Origin of the sequence: Tenacibaculum sp. Cn5-46 (assembly GCF_022347705.1) — a bacterium.
GTDB classification, from domain to species: Bacteria; Bacteroidota; Bacteroidia; order Flavobacteriales; family Flavobacteriaceae; genus Polaribacter; species Polaribacter aiptasiae.
Genome location: NZ_JAKRGD010000007.1, coordinates 66,348 through 91,917, shown reverse-complemented (window position 1 = coordinate 91,917; position 25,570 = coordinate 66,348). Strand labels below are relative to the sequence as shown.

27 protein-coding genes and 1 other RNA gene are annotated in these 25,570 nt (G+C 29.6%); 18 read left to right on the top strand and 10 right to left on the bottom strand.

All coding sequences use genetic code 11. The features are described 5' to 3' along the window. Window positions 1–3: 3 nt before the first annotated feature. Both MHN29_RS14575 and MHN29_RS14570 read left to right on the top strand, forming a co-directional pair. Entirely contained in the window at window positions 4–714 is a 711-nt protein-coding gene (locus MHN29_RS14575) for a DUF6733 family protein (RefSeq protein WP_150898560.1), read from the top strand. Between the two features lie 131 nt (window positions 715–845). Next, entirely contained in the window at window positions 846–1,220 is a 375-nt protein-coding gene (locus MHN29_RS14570) for a DUF4258 domain-containing protein (protein WP_235275282.1), read from the top strand. Here the strand turns inward: MHN29_RS14570 and MHN29_RS14565 are convergent. Both MHN29_RS14565 and MHN29_RS14560 read right to left on the bottom strand, forming a co-directional pair. Next, complete coding sequence (locus MHN29_RS14565; protein ID WP_235275281.1) at window positions 1,217–1,810, bottom strand: YdeI family protein; 594 nt, start codon at window positions 1,808–1,810, stop codon at window positions 1,217–1,219. The genes MHN29_RS14570 and MHN29_RS14565 overlap by 4 nt on opposite strands. Window positions 1,811–1,845: 35 nt before the next feature. Next, window positions 1,846–4,044 carry an ATP-dependent DNA helicase RecQ gene (locus MHN29_RS14560; protein WP_235275280.1) on the bottom strand — a complete coding sequence of 733 codons (2,199 nt, stop codon included), beginning with the start codon at window positions 4,042–4,044 and terminating at the stop codon, window positions 1,846–1,848. A 144-nt stretch (window positions 4,045–4,188) separates the two neighbouring features. On the opposite strand from MHN29_RS14560, the gene MHN29_RS14555 reads away from it, so the two are divergent. The 7 genes from MHN29_RS14555 to MHN29_RS14525 all read left to right on the top strand — a co-directional run bounded on the left by MHN29_RS14555 (window position 4,189) and on the right by MHN29_RS14525 (window position 10,280). After that, complete coding sequence (locus MHN29_RS14555; RefSeq protein WP_235275279.1) at window positions 4,189–5,160, top strand: SIS domain-containing protein; 972 nt, start codon at window positions 4,189–4,191, stop codon at window positions 5,158–5,160. Further along, window positions 5,161–5,979: a twin-arginine translocase subunit TatC gene (gene tatC / locus MHN29_RS14550; RefSeq protein WP_235275278.1), complete on the top strand. Its 819-nt coding sequence runs from the start codon at window positions 5,161–5,163 to the stop codon at window positions 5,977–5,979. Continuing rightward, window positions 5,954–6,304: a carboxymuconolactone decarboxylase family protein gene (locus tag MHN29_RS14545; RefSeq protein WP_235275277.1), complete on the top strand. Its 351-nt coding sequence runs from the start codon at window positions 5,954–5,956 to the stop codon at window positions 6,302–6,304. Before tatC ends, MHN29_RS14545 begins: the two co-directional genes overlap by 26 nt. A 75-nt stretch (window positions 6,305–6,379) precedes the next feature. Then, window positions 6,380–7,114, top strand: coding sequence for an LPS export ABC transporter ATP-binding protein (gene lptB / locus MHN29_RS14540; protein WP_150898553.1), 735 nt, complete (start codon window positions 6,380–6,382; stop codon window positions 7,112–7,114). A 120-nt stretch (window positions 7,115–7,234) separates the two neighbouring features. Further along, window positions 7,235–8,524, top strand: coding sequence for an APC family permease (locus MHN29_RS14535; RefSeq protein WP_235275276.1), 1,290 nt, complete (start codon window positions 7,235–7,237; stop codon window positions 8,522–8,524). Continuing rightward, window positions 8,524–9,411 (top strand): mechanosensitive ion channel family protein, encoded by an 888-nt coding sequence (locus MHN29_RS14530; RefSeq protein WP_235275275.1) that lies wholly within the window; start codon window positions 8,524–8,526, stop codon window positions 9,409–9,411. Before MHN29_RS14535 ends, MHN29_RS14530 begins: the two co-directional genes overlap by 1 nt. Continuing rightward, window positions 9,411–10,280, top strand: a complete 870-nt coding sequence (locus tag MHN29_RS14525) for a YihY/virulence factor BrkB family protein (protein ID WP_235275274.1) — start codon at window positions 9,411–9,413, stop codon at window positions 10,278–10,280. Before MHN29_RS14530 ends, MHN29_RS14525 begins: the two co-directional genes overlap by 1 nt. Before the next feature lie 7 nt (window positions 10,281–10,287). Here the strand turns inward: MHN29_RS14525 and MHN29_RS14520 are convergent, their stop codons facing one another. Next, window positions 10,288–10,713, bottom strand: coding sequence for an N-acetyltransferase (locus tag MHN29_RS14520; RefSeq protein ID WP_235275273.1), 426 nt, complete (start codon window positions 10,711–10,713; stop codon window positions 10,288–10,290). Beyond that, window positions 10,713–11,453: a phosphatidylcholine/phosphatidylserine synthase gene (locus MHN29_RS14515; RefSeq protein ID WP_235275272.1), complete on the bottom strand. Its 741-nt coding sequence runs from the start codon at window positions 11,451–11,453 to the stop codon at window positions 10,713–10,715. The genes MHN29_RS14520 and MHN29_RS14515 overlap by 1 nt, the downstream gene beginning before the upstream one ends. A 102-nt stretch (window positions 11,454–11,555) precedes the next feature. On the opposite strand from MHN29_RS14515, the gene MHN29_RS14510 reads away from it, so the two are divergent. After that, entirely contained in the window at window positions 11,556–12,533 is a 978-nt protein-coding gene (locus MHN29_RS14510; RefSeq protein WP_235275271.1) for a YheT family hydrolase, read from the top strand. A gap of 84 nt (window positions 12,534–12,617) precedes the next feature. Then, window positions 12,618–13,802 (top strand): DUF4105 domain-containing protein, encoded by a 1,185-nt coding sequence (locus MHN29_RS14505; RefSeq protein ID WP_235275270.1) that lies wholly within the window; start codon window positions 12,618–12,620, stop codon window positions 13,800–13,802. On the opposite strand, the gene aroQ is transcribed toward MHN29_RS14505, so the two are convergent. From aroQ to MHN29_RS14490, 3 genes are all read right to left on the bottom strand, one after another. Next, window positions 13,779–14,195 carry a type II 3-dehydroquinate dehydratase gene (aroQ, locus tag MHN29_RS14500; protein WP_235275269.1) on the bottom strand — a complete coding sequence of 139 codons (417 nt, stop codon included), beginning with the start codon at window positions 14,193–14,195 and terminating at the stop codon, window positions 13,779–13,781. The two genes, MHN29_RS14505 and aroQ, sit on opposite strands and share 24 nt — an antisense overlap. 109 nt (window positions 14,196–14,304) lie before the next feature. Beyond that, window positions 14,305–14,820, bottom strand: a complete 516-nt coding sequence (locus MHN29_RS14495; protein WP_235275268.1) for a hypothetical protein — start codon at window positions 14,818–14,820, stop codon at window positions 14,305–14,307. A 136-nt stretch (window positions 14,821–14,956) separates the two neighbouring features. Next, on the bottom strand, window positions 14,957–15,433 hold the full coding sequence (locus MHN29_RS14490) for an outer membrane beta-barrel protein (protein WP_235275267.1): 477 nt from the start codon (window positions 15,431–15,433) through the stop codon (window positions 14,957–14,959). 97 nt (window positions 15,434–15,530) lie between these two features. Here MHN29_RS14490 and MHN29_RS14485 point away from each other — a divergent pair, with 97 nt between their 5' ends. After that, window positions 15,531–16,442 carry a tyrosine recombinase gene (locus MHN29_RS14485; protein WP_235275266.1) on the top strand — a complete coding sequence of 304 codons (912 nt, stop codon included), beginning with the start codon at window positions 15,531–15,533 and terminating at the stop codon, window positions 16,440–16,442. A gap of 28 nt (window positions 16,443–16,470) precedes the next feature. Here the strand turns inward: MHN29_RS14485 and ffs are convergent. Beyond that, window positions 16,471–16,569: signal recognition particle sRNA small type (ffs, locus tag MHN29_RS14480), an RNA gene on the bottom strand. Window positions 16,570–16,733: 164 nt separating this feature from the next. On the opposite strand from ffs, the gene MHN29_RS14475 reads away from it, so the two are divergent. The 4 genes from MHN29_RS14475 to MHN29_RS14460 all read left to right on the top strand — a co-directional run bounded on the left by MHN29_RS14475 (window position 16,734) and on the right by MHN29_RS14460 (window position 21,864). After that, window positions 16,734–17,255: a DUF4199 domain-containing protein gene (locus MHN29_RS14475; protein ID WP_235275265.1), complete on the top strand. Its 522-nt coding sequence runs from the start codon at window positions 16,734–16,736 to the stop codon at window positions 17,253–17,255. A gap of 81 nt (window positions 17,256–17,336) precedes the next feature. Beyond that, window positions 17,337–18,293 carry a glycosyltransferase family 2 protein gene (locus MHN29_RS14470; RefSeq protein ID WP_235275264.1) on the top strand — a complete coding sequence of 319 codons (957 nt, stop codon included), beginning with the start codon at window positions 17,337–17,339 and terminating at the stop codon, window positions 18,291–18,293. Window positions 18,294–18,325: 32 nt separating this feature from the next. Beyond that, window positions 18,326–20,035 (top strand): phospho-sugar mutase, encoded by a 1,710-nt coding sequence (locus MHN29_RS14465; RefSeq protein ID WP_235275263.1) that lies wholly within the window; start codon window positions 18,326–18,328, stop codon window positions 20,033–20,035. Then, window positions 20,035–21,864 carry an ABC transporter ATP-binding protein gene (locus MHN29_RS14460; RefSeq protein WP_235275262.1) on the top strand — a complete coding sequence of 610 codons (1,830 nt, stop codon included), beginning with the start codon at window positions 20,035–20,037 and terminating at the stop codon, window positions 21,862–21,864. Before MHN29_RS14465 ends, MHN29_RS14460 begins: the two co-directional genes overlap by 1 nt. Before the next feature lie 34 nt (window positions 21,865–21,898). Here the strand turns inward: MHN29_RS14460 and MHN29_RS14455 are convergent, their stop codons facing one another. Both MHN29_RS14455 and MHN29_RS14450 read right to left on the bottom strand, forming a co-directional pair. Next, window positions 21,899–23,323, bottom strand: coding sequence for a CCA tRNA nucleotidyltransferase (locus tag MHN29_RS14455; protein WP_235275261.1), 1,425 nt, complete (start codon window positions 23,321–23,323; stop codon window positions 21,899–21,901). 4 nt (window positions 23,324–23,327) lie between these two features. Continuing rightward, window positions 23,328–23,885 carry an L-threonylcarbamoyladenylate synthase gene (locus tag MHN29_RS14450; RefSeq protein WP_235275260.1) on the bottom strand — a complete coding sequence of 186 codons (558 nt, stop codon included), beginning with the start codon at window positions 23,883–23,885 and terminating at the stop codon, window positions 23,328–23,330. Between the two features lie 93 nt (window positions 23,886–23,978). Here MHN29_RS14450 and MHN29_RS14445 point away from each other — a divergent pair, with 93 nt between their 5' ends. Both MHN29_RS14445 and MHN29_RS14440 read left to right on the top strand, forming a co-directional pair. Then, window positions 23,979–24,782, top strand: a complete 804-nt coding sequence (locus MHN29_RS14445) for an alpha-1,2-fucosyltransferase (RefSeq protein ID WP_235275259.1) — start codon at window positions 23,979–23,981, stop codon at window positions 24,780–24,782. Then, entirely contained in the window at window positions 24,779–25,522 is a 744-nt protein-coding gene (locus MHN29_RS14440; protein ID WP_235275258.1) for a glycosyltransferase family 25 protein, read from the top strand. The genes MHN29_RS14445 and MHN29_RS14440 overlap by 4 nt, the downstream gene beginning before the upstream one ends. The last annotated feature ends 48 nt before the right edge of the window (window positions 25,523–25,570 follow it).

Sequence of the window (25,570 nt, the reverse complement as noted above, 5' to 3'; positions counted from 1 at the left end):
AACATGAAAAAAATATATTTAATTACAGTCATAAATTTATTATTAACCTTTACTCTTTATTCGCAAGAAAAAAAAGCTAGTAAAACCACTTTTGCAATCATGCCTATACATAATAGCGGTGCAGGTTTTAACAATGTTTTTTTAGGCTCTTATGAATTAAAACCTCGAAAGAAACTAACCTTTTACAGTGTTTTTTGGGTAAACCCATCTTTTGGAAACCAAGGAAAAGACTTATTCTTAGAAACTGGGGTTGGTTTGGGGTTTGTATCCAAAAATAAAAAGTGGTTTATCAATCCTAGTTTAGGGTTTGGACATGGTAAATTATTATCACAAACAGCAGGAACTAAAATAGCTGAAAGTATTATACCTAGTCTATTTTTGGTACATAACTCAGGAAGATTTGAACTTGAAGCTTATACAGCTTACTATAAAAGTTTAAGAGGGGAAGGAAATTCACAAGACTTGATGTTAAACTGGGTTATTCCAGGATTTAAAGTAAATAAACACTTATCGCTTGGTGGTTTTTATGAGCATTTAGGTCAAACGAGAGTTGATAATGGAAATAAAGTAACCTTGTATCAATTTTTAGGCGGTTATATTAAAACTACTTTAGATAATGGTGTTTGGTTCCGTTTTGCTTTCGGCCCTAATATTTCCAACGATAATGTAAATGCTAACGAATTTTATAAAATACAAGCTTTTATACCTATTTAATAGGTATTGTTTGGGGAGAATGCTATTAGTAAAAAGTTAATAGCAACAAAACAGCGTAATCTGTAAAAAGATTGCGCTGTTTCATTGGGAATATTTTTTTTATCAATACTTTTGCAGCTCAAAATTAAATTATGAATTTATTAAAACGTTTTGGCTACTACCTTATAGGTTTAGCTCTTGGATCAATAGTTGTACTTTTTATTTGGAAAGGAAAAGATGTTACTTTTGATTATGGTATGGATGCACGTACTTTAAAAACTATTCGTATTAAGAAACGCTTATTTTCAAACAGTGCTCAACAAACGTTAACAAATTCTCCTATCGATACCGCTACTATTTCCAATATTTTAAAATATGGTGATGTTAACTTTGGAAAAAGTAAACCACGTTTAAAACCTTGCGCTGAGTATTTTATTACTGGTAAAGATAGCTTAAATCACATTGATCTTTACGTTGTTAGATGTGATTCTACAGCAACTGTTAAAACAATAACTATAAATAACTAGCAGTTTTTATATTTATCATATAATCCAACTCCATTTAAAATCATTGGTATTATTTTTTCTAATCGTTTTAATTTAGTTGCTTCTCTTTTTGCTTCTGAAATATGATCAGAGAACTCTCTTTTTTTACTTAAGGTAAATTTTTCAAAGCTTTCTTTTAGCTTTTCGTCTTTATCTAGTTCAGATTGTAGTTCGACTGGTATTATTAATGGTTTTGTATTTCTCTTAGGCTTTAATTCCTTTCCTTCTTCAGAATTTTTAATAGCTTCAAGAACATAAGATTTTAGCAAATCAACATCTATTTCTTCTATCTTATAAAAGCGCCATTGACGCATTGCTTTAGTCTTTCCTTCTTGTGCATTTTCTAAAACTTTTTGATCGTCTTTTAAAAAACTCCCTTGAAAAAACCACAAACCACAATAGTTTTTGAAGGCAGACATCCCAACAATGTTTTTACCTTTATAAACATAAACTGGCGATCCCCATTTTATAGTTTCCTCTAAAGGTAATTCTATTAAAACCGAACGCAAGAGGTTTAACTCTTGCGTCCAATTATTTTTATCAGTAATATATTGTACTACTTTTTCGTTCATTCTTTAATTTTACTTTTAATTAACTGATATGGCTATTAGTTAGCAATATCACTTGTAAACTTTATACGCATTAAACGCAATTCTTCATCATCATAATCTCCATCAAACTCATCTAAAGCCTCTTGTATTTTATCAGTCTCTGACTCCATAAAATAATCATGAATCTCTTCTTGCTGATCTTCATCTAATAAGTCATCCACAGCATAATCTATATTCAATTTTGTTCCAGAAAATACAATAGCTTCCATTTCTTTTATAAGTTCAGCCATTTCCAACCCTTTTGATTTGGCTATATCTTCTAAAGGTAATTTTCTATCTGTATTTTGAATAATAAATAGCTTTAATCCAGAATTAACACCTGTACTTTTTACAATTAAATCGTCAGGACGCATAATATCGTTCTCTTCAACATAATTTGTAATAAGTTTTATAAAGTCTTTTCCGTATTTTTTAGCCTTACCTTCTCCTACTCCATGAACTTTTGATAATTCTTCTAAAGTAATAGGATATTTTAAAGCCATATCATCTATAGAAGGATCTTGAAATACTGCAAAAGGAGGCACTCCTAAACGCTTACCTACACTCTTACGTAAATCTTTTAGCATTTCTACTAACTTATTATCTACGCCTCCACCAGCTGATTTGGTATTTGTTATAATAGTTCCATCATCATCTGTATCATATACATGATTTTCTGTCATCATAAATGATTTTGGATTAGCTATAAACTTTTTACCTTCTTCGGTTAACTTTAAAACACCGTATTGCTCAATCTCTTTTCTAATTAAATCTGCAACCAACACCTGACGTATAAGAGCCATCCAATAATGATTGCTTTTATCTTTACCTACTCCAAAGAAAGGTTGTCCTGTAGTTTTGTGAGATTTTAAAAGAGCATTTTCTTTACCAATAATTGTATTTACCACTTCTTTAGGCTTATACATTTCATTGGTATCTTTTATTATAGATAGTAAAGTAACTACTTCATCTTTCGCTTCGTGCTTCTTTTTAGGATTACGCATATTGTCATCCATATCTGCTCCTTCACCGTTAACTTCATCAAATTCTTCTCCAAAATAATGAAGCAAGTACTTACGTCTATTCATTGACGTTTCTGCATATCCTACAACTTCTTGTAATAACGCATGACCAACCTCTTGCTCAGCAACTGGTTTATTAGCCATGAATTTTTCAAGTTTTTCTATGTCTTTGTATGAATAAAAGGTTAAACAGTAACCTTCTCCTCCATCTCGTCCAGCTCTACCTGTTTCTTGATAATAACTTTCTAAACTTTTAGGAATATCGTGGTGAATTACATAACGAACATCTGGTTTATCTATTCCCATACCAAAAGCAATAGTTGCCACAATAACATCGCAATCTTCCATCAAAAACATATCTTGATGTTTTGCTCTTGTTTTGGCATCTAAACCTGCATGATAAGGAAGTGCATTAATTCCATTTACTTGTAATACCTGGGCTATTTCCTCCACTTTTTTACGACTTAAACAGTATATAATTCCTGTTTTTCCTGATCGTTGTTTAATAAAGCGAATAATATCCTTTTCAATCTCCTTTGTTTTAGGACGTACCTCATAAAACAAATTGGATCTGTTAAATGATGCTTTAAAAACATTAGCATCACTCATACCAAGGGTTTTAAGTATATCTTCTTGTACTTTTTCAGTTGCAGTAGCTGTTAAACCTATAATAGGCACATTATCTATCTGCTTAATAATAGTACGCAAATTTCTATACTCAGGCCTAAAATCGTGTCCCCATTCAGAGATACAATGTGCCTCATCAATTGCTACAAAAGAAATCTTTTGCTTTCTTAAAAAATCAACATACTCTTCTTTAATCAATGATTCTGGGGCTACATATAGTAACTTAGTTATTCCAGTCTCAATATCTGATTTTACTTGCGCAACTTCAGATTTGTTTAAAGACGAGTTTAATACATGGGCTATCCCATGATGTTCCGAAATACCTCTAATGGCATCGACTTGATTTTTCATTAATGCAATTAATGGTGAAACAACAATGGCTGTTCCATCCTTCATTAACGCTGGTAACTGATAACATAATGATTTTCCGCCCCCCGTTGGCATTATTACAAAAGTGTTTTCATTCCTTAGGATGCTATTTACTACATCCTCTTGTAGACCTTTAAATTGGTTAAAACCAAATATTTTTTTTAATGATCCATATAACTCCGACTGCTCTATATTCATCTTCTAATATCAAAAATTAAAAATGAGAACTAAACTACAAAAAAACTATTACAAATAAGAAAGAAATTTTCTTTTTATTAAAAAGTTTTTCTTCTTAAATATTCCTACTTTTACACTTTAAATTTTACTTAAAACTTTTTTAACTTGAAAGACGCAAACGCTATTCTCTCAACAGCAAAAGAAACTATACTTTTAGAAAGTAATGCTATTGCTAATTTAGCAAATTTAATAGACAGTTCATTTGTTGACGCTGTTAATTTTATCTTTAATTCTAAAGGACGAGTAATTGTTACTGGAATTGGTAAAAGTGCAAATATTGCCAATAAAATGGTTGCTACTTTTAATTCTACTGGTACTCCTGCTGTTTTTATGCATGCCGCTGATGCCATACATGGAGATTTAGGAAATGTTCAAAGAGACGACGTAGTAATTTGTATTTCTAAAAGTGGAAATACACCTGAAATAAAAGTATTAGTTCCTCTTATTAAAAATTCAAATAACAAAATTGTAGCCATTACTGGGAATCCTGATTCTTTTTTAGGAAAAAATGCAGATTTCCTATTGAATTCTTTTGTTGAAAAAGAAGCTTGCCCTAACAATTTAGCACCAACCACCAGTACTACTGCTCAGTTAGTATTAGGTGATGCTTTAGCTGTTTGTTTGTTAGATTTACGTGGTTTTACAAGTAGTGATTTTGCTAAATATCATCCAGGTGGAGCTTTAGGTAAACGTTTATATTTACGTGTATCAGATTTAATTAAAAACAATCTTTTACCTAAAGTTACTATTACTGATAAAATAACCAATGTTATTGTTGAAATTTCAGAAAAAAGACTAGGGGTAACTGCTGTTATTGATAATGATAATAAATTATTAGGAATCATTACCGATGGTGACATTCGTAGAATGCTTAGTAAAACGACTAAGATTGATGAATTAACTGCAGAAGACATTATGAGTAAGAACCCGAAAACTATTAATGTTGATGCTATGGCTGTTAAAGCTCTAGAAACACTTGAAAACAATAGCATTACACAAATTTTAGTTACAGATAATGATGATAATTATGTGGGGGTGGTCCATTTACATGATTTAATTAAAGAAGGTATATTTTAAATGGCAAAAGAGATGTCTTTTTTAGACCATCTTGAAGAATTAAGATGGCATTTGGTAAGAAGTTTTACTTCTATTTTTATAGTTGCTATAATCATATTTGTTAATATTAATTTTGTTTTTAATGAAATTTTATTAGCACATTTAAAGCCAGACTTTGCTACCTACCAATTCTTTTGCAAAGTCTTTTCAGCTATTGGGATTGATAGTAGTTTTTGTAAAATAGAATTTGCACAAGAATTACAAGTTTTAAACCCTACTGAAGAATTAATGACAGGTATTTGGTCTTCATTAATTTTAGGTTTTGTTATTGCTTTTCCATACATCTTATGGGAGTTTTGGAGATTTGTTGCTCCTGGCTTACATAGTTCAGAAAGAAAAAAGTCTAGAGGTTTTATTTTTACTTCTTCTTTTTTATTCTTTTTAGGAGTATTATTCAGTTACTATGTAATTTTACCAATGTCGGTATACTTCTTTTATAATTTTTCTATTGGAGATGCTATTGTGAAAAACTTTAAACTAGGAGCCTACATTAGTTTAATTACAAATACCTTGTTAGGTGTTGCTGTATTTTTCGAACTACCTGTAATCATCTTTTTCTTAACTAAAATAGGGTTAGTAACCCCACAGTTTTTAAGAAAATATAGAAAACATGCATTGGTTCTTGTATTAATTTTATCGGCTATCATAACACCACCAGATGTTGCTAGCCAGGTAATAGTATCTGTACCAATTATGATTTTATATGAATTAAGTATTTATGTATCTCAATTTGTTATAAAAAAACAACAAAAAAATGTCACAAAAAGTCCAAGAGTTTAACGACTATAGAGCTAAAATGAACGATAAGATTTTAGCTTCTGATAATAAAGTAATCAAGCGTATTTTTAACTTAGATACGAATGCTTTTAAAGATGGTCATTTGCCTACAAAAACTAAAGAACTACTAGGTTTAGTTGCTTCAGCTGTTTTACGTTGTGATGACTGTATAGCTTATCATTTAGAAAGTTCATATAAAAACGGTGTTTCTAAAGAAGAAATGATGGAAACAATGAGTATTGCTACATTAGTTGGTGGTACCATAGTAATTCCTCATTTGAGAAGAGCTGTTGAGTTTTGGGAAGCACTAGAAGAAGAAAACAGTTAACAGATTATTAAGTCTTCTATTAGTAGTTTTACAGTACTTTCGTAAAACTATTCAGAAATAAATTAGTTATAATTAATGAAGTTAAGAGCAGATAACATACAAAAAGTTTACGGTAGTAGAAAAGTTGTAAAAGGAATATCTTTAGAGGTTGAGCAAGGAGAAATTATAGGTTTACTTGGTCCAAATGGGGCTGGTAAAACCACTTCTTTTTATATGATTGTAGGTATGATAAAACCTAATGAAGGTCATATTTTCTTAGATGATGAAGAAATTACTACTGATGCTATGTATAAACGTGCTCAAAAAGGAATTGGTTATCTAGCTCAAGAAGCTTCTGTTTTTAGAAAGTTATCTGTTGAAGATAATATTTTGTCTGTTTTAGAATTTACAGATAGAACAAAAGCTGAAAGAAAAGAACGTTTAGAAGAACTAATTGACGAATTTAGCCTTGGTCACGTTCGTAAAAACAGAGGTGATTTACTTTCTGGAGGTGAACGTCGTAGAACTGAAATAGCACGTTGTTTAGCTTCAGACCCAAAGTTTATTTTATTAGATGAACCTTTTGCTGGAGTTGACCCAATTGCCGTTGAAGATATTCAAGGTATTGTAGCACAGCTTAAAAACAAAAATATTGGTATCTTAATTACTGATCATGATGTACAAGCTACTCTGGCTATTACTGACAGAACTTACTTAATGTACAATGGTGGTATTTTAAAAGAAGGAACACCAGAAGAACTTGCTGCTGATGAAATGGTACGTAAAGTATATCTAGGTAAAGACTTCGAATTAAAGAAGAAGAAATTTTAAAACATAATATTAAGGAGCATAATGCTCCTTTTTTTATTAATAAACAAAAGCTTACAATAAAGAAAATAGTAAATTCCTATTTTTTATATATTTAAGTTTTTCAAACTAACACACATAATTATGTCAAAAAAAATTGGCTTAAAAGAAGCTATGTCTATTGGTATAGGTGGAATGGTAGGAGGTGGAATTTTTGCAGTTCTAGGTTTAGCAGCAGCCATGGCTAAAGGTGGAACTCCAATATCTTTTTTAATTGCTGGACTAATTGCTTTGATTACTTCTTATAGCTATGTAAAACTTTCTCTAAAGTATCCAGATCGTGGTGGAACTGTAAAATTTATTAATCAAGGATTTGGTGTTAGTATTTTTAGTGGAGGAATTAATAATTTATTATGGGTAAGCTATATTATCATGTTAGCTTTATATGCATCAGCATTTGGTTCTTATGCTCCTAACCTATTTCAATTGACTAGCGACAAAATAGTTGACTCTCATATTTATGCTACCGGAATTGTAATTTTAGCCACTGCTATAAATTATTACAGTATTGCAGTAGTAGGAAAAATTGAATCTTATGCAGTGATTATTAAACTCATAATTTTATTAAGTTTTGTTGTTGTTGGTTTGTACGGATTATTTGGTAATCCACATTTAGAGCAATTATCTCCCGAACATTGGGAGTCTCCTTTTAAATTATTAACAGCTGGTATGGTTATTTTTGTTGCTTACGAAGGTTTTGAACTTATAGCCAACGCTGCTCCTGATATTGAAAATCCTGAAAAAAATATTCCAAGAGCTTATTATTGGTCTGTTCTTTTTGTAATTCTATTATATATCATAATTGCAGCAGTTACTGTTGGATCTTTAGCTTTTTCTGATATTGCTACTGCTCAAGATTATGTATTAGCTGAAGCTGCTAAACCTATACTAGGTAAAATTGGATTTACAATTATTACTGTTGCTGCATTAATATCTACATTTTCTGCTATTAATGCTTCTTTATATGGTGGTACTAGAGTTAATTATGAAATTGCTGAAGATGATGAACTACCTTGTGAATTTACTCGCAAACTATGGAACCAACCTATTGGCCTGTTAATAACAGCAGTTGCTACTATTATTTTGGTAAATACTTTAAAATTAGAAAGTATTTCTACAGCAGGAAGTGTCGGTTTTTTACTAATTTTTGCTGTGGTAAACTATGTTGGTTTTAAATTATACAAAGAGGTAAATGGTAAAAAAATAATTCCTTTATTAGGTTTTATTCTTTGTACAGTAGCCATGATAGCTTTATTAGTACAACATTATTCAGTAAGTAAATCGGATGTATTTATAGCTTTAGGAATTATTCTATTTTGTTTTCTTGCTGAATTTGTTTACAAGAAAACTGAACGAAAAAAATCGGTTAATTAATGAACGATATTAAAAACATTGATCATTTATTAAATAAATGGCAACAATCAATTGTAGAATTTTTACCTAAAGTCTTGTTGGCTTTAATAGTTCTTATTAGTTTTTATTTTGTTGCTAAGTTTTTTAGAAATTTTGGGCAAAAATTTTATCCAAAAATTTTTAAATCCAAGCCTGAAGCAGTAAAAATTATTGCTTCAATCATATACTTCTTCTTTCTATTTTCAGGAGCATTTTTAGCCCTTGAAGTATTAGGTTTAGAAAGCTTATTAACTAAATTATTAGCCGGTGCAGGTATTGTTGGTATTGTTGCTGGTTTTGCTTTTAAGGATATTGCTTCCAATGCTTTTGCTGGTTTTTTATTAAATGTTCAACACCCCTTTAAAATTGGTGATTGGGTTGAAATTGATAATACTTTTGGAGTTATAGAAAACATTAGTTTAATTACTACTTCTGTAAAAACAGTAACTGGACAAGAAGTATTTATTCCTAATCAATTAATTTACAACAATACATTTACCAACTACTCTACTTACGGTAAAAGACGAATTGTTTTAAAAAGCGGTGTTTCTTATGGTGATGATTTAACAAAGGTTAAATCTGTAGCTCTTGATGAAGTTAATAAAATTGATAGTTTACTTAAAAATGAAACTATCGATTTTTACTACACAGATATTGGTGCTTCAACTTATAATTTTGAAGTTCGTTTTTGGATAAACTTTAAGCATCAAAAAGATTTTTTAGAAGCCAAAAGTGATATTATTATCCGCATAAAAAAACGCTTTGAAGATGAGAATATCTCTATTGCATATAATGTTACTACATTAGACTTTGATGTTAAAGGAGGGGTTAATATTTTTGACAAACCTATTCATACTAAAACACAATAATGATTGCTTTTTTTAAAAATGTTGTCAGTTACTTTTTCAATAGTAATACTTTTCAAAAAGGTGCTGCTCTGGCATATTACACCGTTTTTTCTTTGTTTCCCATCATAATAGTTATTACTTCTATACTTGGTTTAGTTTTTGGAAAACAAGCAGTTTCTGGTGAAATTTTCAACCAATTAAAAGATGTGCTAGGTAATGAAGCTTCTTTACAAATTCAAGAAATCATAAAAAATCAACACACCAATCATAATTCAGTATTTACAGCACTTTTAGGTTTTGCTACACTAATATTAAGTGCATCTGGAATGTTTAGTCAAATACACAATGCTTTTAATAGTATATGGAATATTAAAGAAAAACCTAAAAACAGTCTTATAAAGTATTTTACAAAACACTTATTATCTTTTTTAATTCTTATTTCACTTTTCTTTATACTAATTATTAGTACTTCTATAAATAGCTTTCTACTAAAACACTCTAATCATTTACAAGATAATTATTTACTCTCTTATGCTTTTGAACATATTATATCTTTCCTAGTTACTTCTGTTATGTTCTCTATTATGTTTATGTATTTAGGAGATGCAAAAATCAAGTTAAAACCTGTAATTATAAGCGGACTGTTTACCTCTTTTTTATTTTTGATTGGTAAGTATGTAATTAGTTTTTATTTAAGTAAAAGTCATATTTCAACCACTTTTGGAGCAACCAGTATCTTAGTTTTAATAATGTTGTGGGTATATTATACATCACAAATTATTTTTCTTGGCGCTTCTTTTCTTAAGGTTTTAAGTGATAAATTGAACCTTCCTATTTTACCAAATGAAAATTCAGTAAAAATAGTTCAACAAGAAATAGAACATAAATAATTAAGGCCTATTTAAGATCTTTCTTTAAAAAAATGAATTCTTGATTTTCTTTTGGATATCCAGAAATACGTCCAAACTCTTCATAACCATTCTTTAAATAGAAATCTTCTGCTTGAAAAGAAAAAGTATCCAAAATAGCTATTGTAGCACCTAATTCTTTAGCTTTATTCTCTGCTGCTTGAAGTAATTTTGTTCCTAAACCTAGCCCGCGAGTATCTTCACGCATCCAAAGAATATCGATTTTAAATCCAGCATAATAACCTATATATCCAAAAACTCCACCAATAATCTCATTTGCTTCATTTTTAGCTACTAATCTTATACTTTCATGAACTTTTTCAAGAATCCTATCGGTTTGTGAATCGTTATAAGCGTTTATTCCTTTTAAAACAATTTCACCTTCTTCTTTACTAGTACATTCTACTATTTTCATTAACCTTTGATTAAGTTATTAACCACTGAAAAAGCTACGTATAAAAGAATAATTAAAGGAATTGCTACAAATTTCAATACGATTAATAATAAAATAGCAACTAATAAAAATATATACTTTAAACGATTTTCTTTAAATCCGAAAGTTTTAAATTTCAAAGCAAATAAAGGAATCTCTGCATTCATTAAATACGTTAATAATAAAGTAACAACTATCAAGAAATATTGATTCTGAATTAAATTTACAAAAAACGATTGTCCAGAAAATTCAACTATTAAAGGTAAAGCTATTACGAATAATGTCATAGCTGGTGTTGGAATACCAATAAAAGAATCTGACTGACGTGTATCAATATTAAAATTTGCTAGTCTATATCCAGCACCTAAAGTCAATAATAATCCTAAATATGGTAAATTACTTCCTGTTGCTCCATAAATGTCAATACCAAAATATGCTGCTGCATCTACATTTAAAGCTATAATCAATAATTGCAACATTACAATACCTGGTACTACTCCACTGGTAACCATATCTGCTAAACTATCCAATTGTTTTCCTAATTCTCCTTGAACATTTAACATCCTTGCTACAAAACCATCAAAAAAATCAAAAACAATACCTGCTATCACCAAAATAGCTGTACCTACAAAATCCCCTTTAATTGCAAAAATAGTTGCAATCGTACCACATAATAAGTTTCCTAAGGTTAATAAATTTGGAATATGTTTTTTGATGCTCATAGTTTTTAATATTTATAGCGAAAATAAGAAATCATTTTATCAAGTTTTACATTTTACTTTTTTTTTGTCATATTTGTTAGTAGTAGCTATAAACAGAAAAACATGCCTATCCTTCCTTCAAACTTCAACCCAAGTTTTCCTTTTAAAAGTGCACACTTCAATACGGTGTATCGTCCCTTATTTATGAAGGATACGATTAAATACTCTCGAAAAAGAATTACAACTTGGGATGCCGATTTTATTGATTTAGACTTTTCTATTATCGGTTCTAAAACATTGGCTGTATTAATTCATGGATTAGAAGGTAGTTCAGAATCAAATTATATGATAACCAATTCAAATCATTTAAACTCTATTGGTTTTGATACTGTTTGTATGAATTTAAGAGGTTGTAGCGGAGAAGATAATTTACTGTTAGCTACATATCATAGTGGTAAAACAGATGATGTAGATTTTGTAATTAAACACATCATAGCTAACTATAATTATGAAAACATCGTATTAATTGGCTTTAGTTTAGGAGGTAATTTAACTTTAAAATACTTAGGTGAATATGATGATGTCCCAAATCAAATTAAAGGAGCTATAGCGGTATCTGTCCCTGTTGATTTAACGACTTCTCAAGCTGAATTAGGTAAATTAAAGAACAAAATTTACATGAATGAGTTTTTAAAAACCATGAAAATTAAATTATTAGAAAAATCTGAAAAATTTCCTGATTTTAAACTTAATAAAGACTTATTATTCAAGGCTACTAAATTTCGTCATTTAGAAAAGCAATACACCGTACCTGTATTTGGTTTTGAAAGTTCTGAAGATTATTGGATAAAAGCTAGTGCTAAACCTTATATACCACAAATAAAAGTTCCTACATTACTTATAAATGCTATGGATGATAGTTTTTTATCTAAAGAATGTTATCCTTTTGAAGAAGCCAAAAGCATGTCTAACTTTTACTTATTAACTCCAACTTATGGAGGACATGTAGGCTTTATGTCTTCTTTTTCTAATGCTGAGAATAGATGGTTAGAACAAAGAATAACAGAGTTTATATCAAAAAACATAGGAATTAACACTTAAAAGAATGTTCAAAAAAAGCAAACTTTCTAATCATAAATTGTCATATTTGTATAGCTTAATTAGCTCTTTTTAGATTTTTATATCATGTTTAAAAAACACTTTTTTTTCTTAGTTGTATTATGCTGTTTAAACTATAGTTTCTCGCAAATTTCTTCTATTTCAGCCTTATCTAATTCTTCACAAATTAGTATAATTACTTCAGGCCCAGGAGATGTTTTGTATGAAAAATTCGGACATACAGCTATTCGTGTAAAAGATCCCGTTTCAAATTTAGATTTGATATACAACTATGGTATTTTCGATTTTGACAACCCTAGCTTTTATGCAGATTTCACTAAGGGCTATATGAAATATAAATTAGCCAGATATCCTTTTTACTTAGCACTAAAAAGTTCACAACAAGACCAAAGATGGGTTAAAGAACAAGTATTAAACTTAACTCTACAACAACGAAATCAGTTTTTCAAATTCTTAGAAACAAATGCATTACCTGAAAATGCTGGTTATTTTTACGATCCTTTCTTTGATAATTGCGCTACAAAACCAAGAGATATTATTCAACAAATATTAGGAGATAAATTAATTTTTAATGAAAATTTTGTTTCTGAAGATCTATCTTTAAGACAATTAATGAACAAAGAAATTCATCCGAATACTTGGGGAAGTTTAGGAATTAATATTGCGTTAGGCAGTAAATTAGATAAAATTGCTACTCCAAATGAATATTTATATTTACCAGACTATGTATTTAATGCATTAAATTTATCTAAAGTCATAAAAGACGGAAAAGAGGAAAATTTTGTATTGAAAAGTAATACTTTATTAGATTTTAAAGAAAAAAAATCAACTAGTGATTTAATTAGCCCTTTTCTAGTCCTTCTTATAATTTCTCTTTTAGGAATATTTATTACTTATAAAGACCTTAAAAATGATAAAAGAACAAAGTGGTTGGATGTTACTTTATTCTTTTTTACTGGAATTACAGGCTTTTTAATTATTTATTTATGGTTTTTCACAAACCATAGCACAGCTCCTAATAATTTTAATTTTTTATGGGCTTTTGCGCCAAATATTGTTTTGTGTTTTTATCTTTCAAAAAATAAAATACCTAATTGGACTTTAAAGTATATTAAGTTATTACTTTTATTATTAGTCATAATTCCAATAATATGGGCTACTCATATTCAGTTATTCTCAATAGCTTTAATACCTTTATTTATTTTGTTGGGAATTAGGTATTGGTTTTTACAAAAAACTTTGAATAGCTAGTTCATAACTTTGTATTCCGAAGCCAGTAATAACACCTTTTGCTCCTCCTGCAATATAACTAACATGTCTAAAATCTTCTCTTGAGTGTACGTTAGATATATGTACTTCTATTACAGGAGTTTCAATACCTTTAACAGCATCTCCTATACCTACAGATGTATGTGTATAAGCAGCTGCGTTTAAAATAATTCCATCGTATGAAAAACCTACTTCATGCAATTTATTAATAAGCTCTCCTTCTATGTTAGATTGGAAATAATACAGCTCTACTTCGCTATATTTTTCCTTCAACTCTTTAAATATATCTTCAAAAGAATTAGATCCATAAATTTCAGGCTCTCGTTTCCCTAACAAATTCAAGTTAGGTCCATTGATAATAATAAGTTTTTTCATTGTTAAATTTTGTGATAAGTAAAAATACTACTTTTATCTTTTAAGCATAAAAAAAGGAAGCATTTTAGCTTCCTTTTCTTAAAATTATCATTAATTAGATTAGAATCTATTAAAAATGTAAAGCAAATCCTACATTAAGTTGAAATACATTTACATCTTCTGCATCTCCTAATCCTAAGTTATATCTTAATCCTGGTTCAACACTTACCATATCACCTAAGAAAATAGCATATCCAGCTTGAAATCCTAAGTAAGATGGATCTACATTTCCTACAGAAGCTCCAGTATAATCTATTTGTACAGGAATCATACTACTAATGTAATATTTAGCCCCTATTTTATAAGAAAATACATCTTGGTTTCCATCATCTCCATAACCTAATCCAAATTTTATAGCTAAGTCATCCATTACAAAGTATCCAGCTTCAGCTCCAATATTCCAAGCCGTAACAGAACCTCCTGGAGTATCTATATTTCTTAAAGAGAATCCCGTAGAAGCTGTATGAGCAGCTCCAAATCCAGTATTTCCTTCAATTAACCATTTACCTTTAGCAGTTTGACCATTTTCTTGAGCATTCACAGCAAAACCGAATGCCATCATAGCAATTACAAATAATTTTTTCATAATAAGTTTTTAAATTTTTCTTTTAAATTTTCGGCAAAAGTATACTTTTTTTTGAAAGCTACAAACTAATTATTAAAAAATAAAAAAGGCCTAGTTATTTAAATAACTAGGCCTTTTATAAACTTAATCTCTTTTATTATAAAGAAAAAGAATAAGTTCCTCCTAAACCAAATGTAGATCCAGTTCCATTATCAAGCTTTACGCTAGAGTAATCAACATGAACAGTGATTTTATCAGTTACTTTATAACCAACAATTGGTCTGTAATAAAAACCACTTTCTGTAGCTCCAGAAGGTCTAACTCCAATTCCGTAACCTAAATCAGCACCTACGCTAAATTTTTCTGAAATAGCATAACGACCAGCTACAGAAACAGGAATAAAAGCGATATCAGCTCCATCTCCTTTAAAATGTAAATAAGAAACAGAAGGTCCAACTTTAATATCTTCAGCTACTTTAAATAAATAGTTAGCTTCAATAGCTCCAGTAACATCAAAGTTATCACTAGCATCTCCTGTTGGTAAACCAATAGTACCCCCAACGTTTAATTCAGTCTCTTGTGCGTTAACAGCCATACCAAAAGCCATCATAGCAACTAATAATAATTTTTTCATAATTTTTAATTTAATTAATTATAATTTCGTCTGCAAATTTAGTTCTATTTTTAGTCCTGATTATGCTTTTTTAACATAAAAAAAACACAATTTTATAATGAACTGGGAACAAGCAACATCCGATTATAAAAACTACTTAAAAATAGAAAAAGGACTCTCAAAAAACACTATTGAGAGCTATTTTAGAGACCTAAAAAAGCTAATTTTATTCGTAGAATTACTAGAAAAACACCAAACACCTACAAATATATCTTCGGATATTATTCAACAATTCATTTATGAAGTTAGCAAAACTATCAATCCTAGAAGTCAAGCAAGATTGATATCAAGTTTGCGTAGTTTTTTCGATTATTTAGTTTTTGAAGATTATAGAAAAGATAATCCTACAGATTTAATAGAAAGCCCTAACATAGCGAGAAAACTTCCAGACACCTTAGAAAAAGAAGAAATAGATGATTTAATAGCAGCTATTGATTTAAGCCATCCACAAGGAGAAAGAAATAAAACTATAATAGAAACTATATATAGTTGTGGACTTCGTGTTAGTGAGTTGATAAACTTACAACTTTCTGATTTATTCTTTGATGAAGAATATATACGTATATTAGGAAAAGGAAATAAATATCGTTTTATTCCCATTCATATTACTACCATCCAACGTCTGGATTTTTATATAAATAATATACGTAGTAAAATAACTCCAAAAGTTGAAGATCAAGATACGGTATTCTTAAACAGAAGAGGTAAGCGGTTAACAAGACAAATGATATTTATTATCTTAAAAGATCTTGCTACAAAAATCAATCTTAAAAAAAGTATTGGTCCTCATACCTTACGTCATTCATTTGCTACCTATTTATTAAAACATGGTGCTGATTTACGAGTAATACAACAATTATTAGGACATGAAAGTATTACAACTACAGAAATATATGTACATGTAGATACTAGCTATCTTAAAGAAGTTGTTGAATTACATCATCCTAGAAGTAATCTGAATTTAAAATAAGAAAGAAAAGGAAAATATCGGATACAAAAAATGGCAAGCTACCTACATCACACTGCTACAACCTAATACCCTTGCTGCGTTCCCGCCCTGGGGGATTCAAAGGGAGCTAGTTGTGTAGAACTTGCCGCTGCAAATTTACAGCCTTTTTTGAGAAAAACAACAAAAAAAAACCAGTATTTTTTGTAACATTTTTAACTCTTTGAATACTAATGAATTGTTCGATAGATTTTTTTTAATTTAAAATCATCTAAAACAAAATAATATATTTGTTAAACTAACTAAATACAAACAATGGAAAATCAAGCAAACAGTAAAGGAACTATTTTAAACTACGGATTATACTTAGGTATTGCAGGAGTTTTTATTCATTTAATTTTTTATGCAACTGGTAACTTAATATCTTTAGGTTGGTTATCGGGAATTATAGGTTTTATAGCTATGATTATTTTAATAATTCTAGGTATTAAAAAATTCAAAGCAGATAATGGCGGGTTCTTAACTTTTGGTCAAGCTGTAAAAGTAGGTGTTGGAATTGCCGTGATAAGTGGAATTATTTCAACCATATATACTTTAATTTTTACTAACGTTATAGATCCTACTATTCAAGAACAAGCTCTAGAAATACAAAGACAAGCGTGGATAGATGCTGGTTATAATGAAGATCAAATGGAAGCTTCAGAAGCTATGATGCAAAAAATGCAAAGCCCTATGATTACAGTTCCTTTATCAATAGTTATTTCTGCTTTCTTTGGATTTGTAATCTCAGCTATTGGAGGTGCTATCATGAAAAAAACAGAAGAAAACCAATATTAAGAAGAGTTTAAGAGGTAATAGCTTAGCTGTTTTAAGAAAGACTTCGTAACTTTACCCTTTTAAATTTTGTAACATATTAATATGGATATATCGGTAGTAATACCACTTCTAAACGAAGAAGAATCTTTACAAGAATTACATGATTGGATTGCAAGAGTTATGCAATCCAATCAATTTTTATACGAACTTATATTTATTGATGATGGGAGTACTGATACTTCTTGGCAAGTAATTCAAGACTTATCATCTAAAAACAAATCAGTTAAAGGAATACGTTTTCAACGAAACTATGGTAAATCGCAAGCATTAGATGCTGGTTTTGGATTAGCACAAGGAGATGTTGTTATTACCATGGACGCTGATTTACAAGACAGTCCTGATGAAATCCCTGAATTATACGATCTTATCGTTAAAGAAAATTTCGATTTAATTTCAGGTTGGAAAAAGAAACGTTACGATAATGTTGTAACCAAAAACATTCCTTCTAAATTATTCAATTGGGCAGCTCGTAAAACCTCTGGTTTAAAATTACACGATTTTAACTGCGGCTTAAAAGCCTACAAAAAAGAAGTAGTAAAAGCTGTTAAGGTAAGTGGTGAAATGCATCGTTATATACCTGTTTTAGCTAAAAACGAAGGTTTTAATCGTATTGACGAGAAGGTTGTACAGCACCAAGCTCGTAAATATGGGGTAACCAAATTTGGTATGGATCGTTTTATCAATGGTTTTTTAGATTTAATTACCATTTCTTTTTTATCAAAATTTGGAAAAAGACCGATGCACTTTTTTGGTCTTTGGGGTAGTTTTATGTTCATTTTTGGTTTTTTCTCTGCCTTTTATATTGGTATGATGAAACTATATAGACTATCTGCTGGAGCAAAAACTATTCTAGTAACTAATAATCCTTGGTTTTATATAGCGTTTACTTCAATGATTTTAGGTACCTTGTTGTTTCTAGCAGGATTCTTAGGTGAATTAATCATCAAAAGTAGTCCTCAACAAAAACACTACTCTATTAAAGAGAAATTAAATTTTTAAACCCGTACCTTTGTACGTTTTTATTTTTACACATGGAAGAGATCTTAAATAAAGCAAAATTATGGTTATCTGATTCTTTTGATTCAGAAACTAATGAAGAAATTCAACAATTAATCGATACTAACTCTGATGATTTGGCTGATCGATTTTATAAAAACTTAGAATTTGGTACTGGTGGAATGCGCGGTGTTGTTGGAGCAGGAACCAATAGAATTAATAAATATACCTTAGGTAAAGCTACTCAAGGTTTAAGTAACTACTTACATAAAGTATTTCCTAACAAAGAATTAAAAGTAGCTATTGGTTACGATTGTCGTCATGATAGTAAATGGTTAGCTAAAGTTGTTGCTGATGTATTATCTGCTAATAATATTAATGTAGTTCTTTTTGAAGACCTACGCCCTACTCCAGAATTATCTTTTGCAGTAAACCATTTAGGTTGTGATGTTGGAATTGTATTAACTGCCTCTCACAATCCACCTGAATATAATGGATATAAAGTATACTGGACTGATGGTGGTCAAATCGTACCGCCAGAAGATAAAGGGATTATTGATGAAGTGAACTCTTTAGAATTTACTGACATTAATTTTAACGCTAAAGAAGCACTTATTTCAACTATAGGAAGCGAAGTAGACGAAGCTTTTTGGGATGCCTCTATCAAAAATGGTACTTTTAATATTAAAGGTCGTGAAGATTTAAAAATCGTATTTACTTCATTACATGGAACTTCTATTAAATTAATTCCAGAAGTATTAAAACGTGCTGGATATACACAAGTTCATATTGTTGAAGAACAAGCTGAGCCTAATGGTAGTTTCCCTACAGTAAAATCGCCTAATCCAGAAGAGCCTGAAGCATTACAAATGGCTGTTGACTTAGCAAATAAAATTGGAGCTGACATTGTTTTAGGAACTGATCCTGATTCTGATAGAATTGGTATTGCAGTTCGTGATACAGAAGGAAAAATGAAATTATTAAACGGAAATCAGACTATGAGTATGATGACCGATTTCTTAATTAACGACTGGAAAAAACAAGGTAAATTAAACGGGAACCAATTTATAGGATCAACCATTGTATCTACTAATTTAGTTAATGAAATTGCCGATTCTTACGGTGTAGAAACTAAAGTTGGACTAACTGGTTTTAAATGGATTGCTAAAATGATTAAAGACTTCCCTACTCTAGATTTTATAGGTGGTGGTGAAGAAAGTTTTGGGTACATGGTTGGTGACTTTGTTCGCGATAAAGATGCTGTTACTTCAGCTTTATTAGCTTGTGAAATTGCTGCCGATGCCAAAGCAAACAATAGTTCATTTTATGAAGAGTTATTAAGCCTTTATACCCGTCATAACTTTTACAAGGAACATTTAATTTCTATTGTTAAAAAAGGTATGGATGGTGCGGAGCAAATCAAACAAGTGATGATTGATTTACGTAATAATCCTATTAAGGAGATAGATAACTCTAAAGTATCATACGTATACGATTATCAATCTTCTATTAAAAGAAACTTAATTACTGGTGAAGAAACAGCCATTAATGTTCCTAAATCTAATGTACTGATCTATCATACAGAAGATGGTACTAAAATAGCGGCTCGTCCTAGTGGAACAGAACCAAAAATTAAGTTTTATTTCAGTGTAAAAACAGCATTAGACTCAGTTGAAAATGCTCAAGAAACTGAAAAGAAATTAGACACTAAAATTCAACGAATTATTAAAGAATTAAATTTATAATGGGATATTTTAAAGATATTTTAAAATATGAAAGAAAATACAGAAAGTTTACAGTTTTAAATATTGTATTCAATATTTTTTATGCACTTTTTAATGTACTTTCTGTATTAGCATTTATTCCTGTTTTAGGTATTCTTTTTGGAAAAGAACAAAAAGTTACTAGCAAACCTGTATATGAAGGAATAACCAACATAGGTAACTTTTTAAAAGAGAATTTCTATTATTTTATTTCTCAAAAAATAGATAACGAAGGCGAAATAAGTGCATTATTCTTTATATGTATACTTGCCTTACTTCTATTCTTTTTAAAGAACTTTTTTAGGTATTTAGCATCTTATTCTATTACATTTTTAAGAACAGGAATTGTTAAAGACTTAAGGAATAAATTGTATAATAAAATTGTAGAGCTTCCAGTTTCTTATTTTACAGAAAAAAGAAAAGGAGATATTATCGCTCGAATGACTAATGATGTTCAAGAAGTTGAAATTTCAATATTAACTTCTATAGAATCTATAGTAAGAGAACCTCTTACAGTTATCATCGCCATTTCAATAATGTTCTTTATGAGTGTAAAGCTTACACTATTTGTTTTTATTTTACTTCCAGTTTCTGGTTTTATAATTTCATCTATAAGTAAACGATTAAAAGCAAGTTCTGTAAAAGCTCAACAAGAAGTAGGTAATTTCTTATCTTTTATTGAAGAAACATTAACTGGATTAAGAGTTATTAAAGGTTTTAATGCTGAAAGTGTAATTCAAAATAAATTCCTCAAGTCTACAGAAAGGTTTAGAAAATTAATGACTAGTGTTATACACAGACAAACATTAGCATCACCAATGAGTGAGTTCTTAGGTTCAGCAACTATTATAGCCATTTTATGGTATGGTGGTTCTGAAGTTCTTTCTAAAACAAGTTCTCTTCGTCCTGACGAATTTTTTGGATACATCGTATTATTTTATACAGTTTTAAACCCTATAAAACTGATTACAACTGCATATTACAACATCCAAAAAGGAGAGGCTTCTGCGGAGAGGATTATGCATATTTTGAATACAGAAAACAGTATAAAAGATAAAGATAACGCTATTGTAAAGGAAAACTTCGACAGTAAGATATCATTTAATAACATTTCTTTTAAATATAAAGACGAATATGTTTTAAAAGACTTTTCGCTAACAATTCCTAAAGGAGAAACAGTTGCCTTAGTTGGACAATCAGGAAGTGGAAAATCTACATTAGCAAACTTAATTACTCGTTTTTACGATGTTAATAAAGGAGATATTACCATTGATGGAGAGAACATCAAGGATATTTCTAAAAAGTCTTTAAGAGATTTAATGGGTATTGTAACACAAGATTCTATTCTTTTTAACGATACTATTGCTAATAACTTAAAACTAGGAAACGAAAACGCCTCTGAAAAAGAGATTAGAGAAGCTTCTGATATTGCGAATGCTTATGAGTTTATAAAAGATTTACCTGAACAATTTGAAACCAATATTGGTGACAGCGGTAATATGCTTTCAGGTGGTCAAAAACAACGTTTATCTATAGCTAGAGCAGTTTTAAAGAACCCTCCTATCATGGTATTAGATGAAGCTACATCTGCTTTAGATACAGAGTCTGAACAATTAGTGCAAGCTGCTTTAGAAAAGATGATGGAAAATAGAACTTCTTTAGTTATTGCCCATAGATTATCAACCATACAAAAAGCAGATAACATTGTCGTTTTAAGAAAAGGACAAATTGTTGAACAAGGAAAACATGAAGAATTACTAAACAAAAAAGGTGAATACTTTAAACTTGTTTCAATGCAATCACTATCATAAATAAAAAAAGAGAAGTTTTAAAACTTCTCTTTTTTTATATCTTTAATTCCAATCCTAACTTCTTTCCTTTTTCAATCATAAATTCATATGAAGCTTCATGTTCATTAGGAATTTTACCATCTAAAATAGCTTCTTTAATAGCTTCTTTTATCTGCCCTATTTCTCTACATGGAGTTAAATCGAAAGCTTTCATTATTTCTTCTCCAGTAATAGGTGGTTGGAAATTACGAATTCTATCACGCTCTTCAACTTCTTTTATTTTGATACGAACTAATTCAAAGTTCTTATGATAACGTTTAAACTTCTTAGGGTTTTTAGTAGTAATATCTGCCTCACATAAAGTCATTAGCGAATCTACATCGTCACCTGCATCAAAAACTAAACGACGTACAGCAGAATCTGTTACTTCACTCGCTAAAACAATAGGTCGAGAACTTAATAATACCATCTTTTGAACAAACTTCATTTTGTTATTCAATGGCATTTTTAAACGTTTAAAAAGTTTATAAACCATTTTAGAACCTACAAATTCATGTGCATGAAATGTCCATCCTTGTTTTTTGTGATAACGTTTAGTTGGAGCTTTTCCTATATCGTGCAACAAAGCTGCCCAACGTAACCAAACATCATCTGTATTTTCAGAAATATTATCAACAACCTCTAATGAATGGTAAAAATTATCTTTATGCTTTTGACCTTCAATCTCCTCTACTCCTTTTAAAGCAACCAATTCAGGCATTATTTTCTGCAATAAATTTGTTTTTTCTAAAAGCAAGAAACCAATAGAAGGTTTTGGCGATTCTAATATTTTGTTTAACTCTACAACTATTCTTTCCCTTGTAATAATATCAATTCGAGATGCGTTTTTTGTTATGGCATCTAATGATCCTTTTTCAATTGTGAAATTTAATTGCGTTGCAAAACGAATTGCTCGCATCATACGTAAAGGATCGTCTGAATATGTGATATCTGGATCTAAAGGAGTTCTTATAATTTTTGATTCTAAATCGGTAATACCTCCAAAAGGGTCTAATAATAAACCAAAAGTATCTTTATTTAAGCTTAAAGCTAATGCATTTATAGTAAAGTCTCTTCTATTCTGATCATCTTGAAGTGTTCCTTCTTCAACTTCAGGATTTCTACTATCTTCTTTGTAAGATTCTTTCCTAGCCCCAACAAATTCTATTTCAGTGTCTTTATAACGCAACATTGCTGTTCCATACGTTTTAAAAACTTGTACTTTAGGCGTATTAGGTAATAAAGAAGCTACTTTTTTTGCTAACTCAATTCCGCTTCCTACAGTAACAACATCTATATCTTTAGCATCTCCTCTTTTTAAAATAAAATCGCGAACAAAACCTCCAATTACATAACTTTCTAATTGTAGTTCTTCAGTTGCTTTTGATATATATTGAAATATTTCAGCAGTAATTGCTTCTTTATAATATTGCTGTTGCATGTATTTACTCTCTTATCACAATCACAGAACCATTATCAATTCTTAAGATTGTAGATGATTTTTGGGTTATTTTTTCTCTGTGCAAATCTACCACATAATCTACACTATTTAAAATAGCATTGCTTATTTCTGAAAATGATTTAGCTGTTGGTTCACCACTAATATTTGCAGAAGTTGATACGATTGGTTTCCCAAACTTTTTAATTAACTGCTTACAAAATTCATCATCTGGTATACGAATTGCAACAGTATTATCAGAAGCAATTGTATTCTTTGCTAACCCTTTAGGATTGTTATATATGATTGTAGTTGGTTTTTTATTTTCCTTTAAAATCTTTAAAGCATCATCAGGAATTTCATCAATATATTCTTGCAACATTTCAATAGAGTCTACTAAAATGATTAAACTTTTTGATTCTTCTCTATTTTTTATTTCAAAAATTCGCTTTACTGATTCTGTATCTGTTGCATCACACCCTATTCCCCAAACAGTATCTGTAGGATATAAAATGATTTCACCTTTTTTTAAAAAACTTTCTGTTCTGTTTATTTCTTCCAACATCTTTCTGTTATCTTTTGACTCTGTTTTTATAACAATTTAAGTACATTTGTTCGAAAATACAAAATTACAATTCTCTTTACATAAAAACTAAATATGGTAATTATAAGAATAGTTGGTGGTCTTGGAAACCAAATGTTTCAATATGCATATGCAAAGGCCCTTCAACTCTCAGGCTATGATGTAAAAATTGATATTACAAAATTCAAAAAGTATAAACTCCATGGAGGATATCAATTAGATAAATATAAAATTGATTTAGATTCTGCTAGCTCATTTGCTATCAACTTAGGAAAATTAGGCCTAAAAAAATCTTTAAAAGAAAAAAGTCTTCTTTTTAATCAAGATTTTAAATCGATAAAGGGAAATGAGTATGTTAAAGGGTATTTTCAAACTGAAAAATATTTTTCAGAAATTAGAGATACTTTACTAGAACAATTCACTATTAATATTGATTTAGCTACTTCTACTAAAGATTATAGTAAGCAAATAAAAGAGGCCAAAGTTAGTTGTTCTCTACATATAAGAAGAGGCGATTATATTTCTGACCAAAAAGCTAATAGTGTTCATGGTACCTGTAGTTTAGAGTATTACAAAGAGGCTATTGAACTACTAAATAAAAAGTATAGTGAGATTAAGTTCTTTATTTTCTCTGACGATATTGAATGGGTAAAAAGTAATTTACCGGTTGAAAATGCTGTATATGTTGATCATAAAACAATACCTCATGAAGACATTTATTTAATGAGTTTATGCAACCATAATATTACTGCTAATAGTACTTTTTCTTGGTGGGGTGCTTGGCTTAACAAAAACGAAAACAAAACAGTTATAGCTCCTAAACAGTGGTATATAGACAAGGAAAATGAAATAGTACCTCAAAACTGGGTTAGAATATGAAATCATACAAAGTATACTATATAAATTTAGATAAGAGCGTTCAAAGAAGAGACTTTATGGAAAATCAGTTTAAAAAACTGAATATTCCATTAGAAAGAATGCCTGCTGTATACGGAAAAGAATTACCAAGTGATTTTTTAAGTAAGTCTAAAAAACAGCATAACATACTTACACATTACCCATATTTAAACGATGGAGAAATTGGTTTAACAATGACCTATTTCAAACTTTGGGAAATTATTCAGGATCAAAAAGAGGATTATGCGATTGTTTTGGAAGATGACGCATTGCTTACTGATGATTTTTTTACTGACCTACCTAATATATTAAACGATATCACTACTGAAGATTTTGTTGATATTTCAGGAAGAAAAGGTTTTTACACCTTAAGTCAAACAGATTATACCACAAAGTTCTTAGTTCCACCATTGCAAACCACAGGACAAATAATAGGTAAAGAGGCCGCTAAAAAACTAGCTACTAATTTAGGAGTCTATTATTCTCCTATTGATGTTATTAAACAAGATGTTTTCAAACATAAAACACCAGTTTTAGTAACTCGAAAAGAATATGTAAAAAGTAATGACTTTAATATTGGAGGTACAACAATACAGCAAAAAAAGATGCCTCTATATAAAAAAGTGATTAGAGAAGTTCTTAGACCTTTATGGCAACTTATAGCATTACTTACCTATAAAACATACAGATTTATTAGAAACTATAGTTTTTATAGAAAATAAATCTAAAGCTTATAAAATAAAAAAACACCAAATGAAATTTGGTGTTTT